Annotated in this window: 1 protein-coding gene; it reads right to left on the bottom strand. The window is 72.4% G+C overall.

Features of this window, described 5'->3' with window-relative positions:
- Positions 1-165 precede the first annotated feature (165 nt).
- Positions 166-477, bottom strand: a complete 312-nt coding sequence (locus tag M0638_RS28535) for a hypothetical protein (protein ID WP_248670344.1) — start codon at positions 475-477, stop codon at positions 166-168.
- Positions 478-577 lie beyond the last annotated feature (100 nt).

Below are 577 nucleotides of genomic sequence, written 5' to 3'. Positions count from 1 at the left end.
CCACGCCGTCTCCGCCGGCCTTGGACCGCTGCCGCGCGAGGCGGCGCTGTGCGTGGCGGATGCGATCGCGCGGGCCGTGCCGCAGCACACGCACTGGGGCACGCTCATCATCGCCCGCGCCGAGCTGCTGACGCTGGCGCTGCGGTACAAGCGGATGGCGGGCGGTCAGCCGTAGAAATTCATGTCCGAGCCGAGCGTGCCATCTATCGTGCCACACAGCACCGCCACCCCCGTGGGGATCGCCCGGTGATCGATCGTTCCCACACCGGCGAGACGCCAACCCGGTCGGTTCAGCACGATGGTGCGCTCGATCCGATGCGTCCCCGCGGGGATCAGCAGGCCGCGGTTGGCTCGCCACTCGATCATGTCGGCGACCGGCGTTGCCGAGCGCACCGGCATCAGGCTGGACGCCTTGCAGACGGCGGGCGCGGCCAGGAGCAGGCCGATCCCCGAGAGGATGCCGCGGCGACGGATCATGGATTGGGCTCCGAAGGGAGAGCGGATGGCGGGCGGGGCGTGAGGTCACGGGCGCAGGACCTCGGCCAGCGCGGCCTCGCGGCTGATGCCGGCGGCGCGG

Source organism: Roseomonas acroporae, from assembly GCF_023223525.1.
Classification (GTDB): Bacteria; Pseudomonadota; Alphaproteobacteria; order Acetobacterales; family Acetobacteraceae; genus Roseomonas_E; species Roseomonas_E acroporae.
The sequence above is the reverse complement of the archived record's forward strand: the minus strand, read 5'-3'. Positions and strand labels throughout refer to the sequence as shown.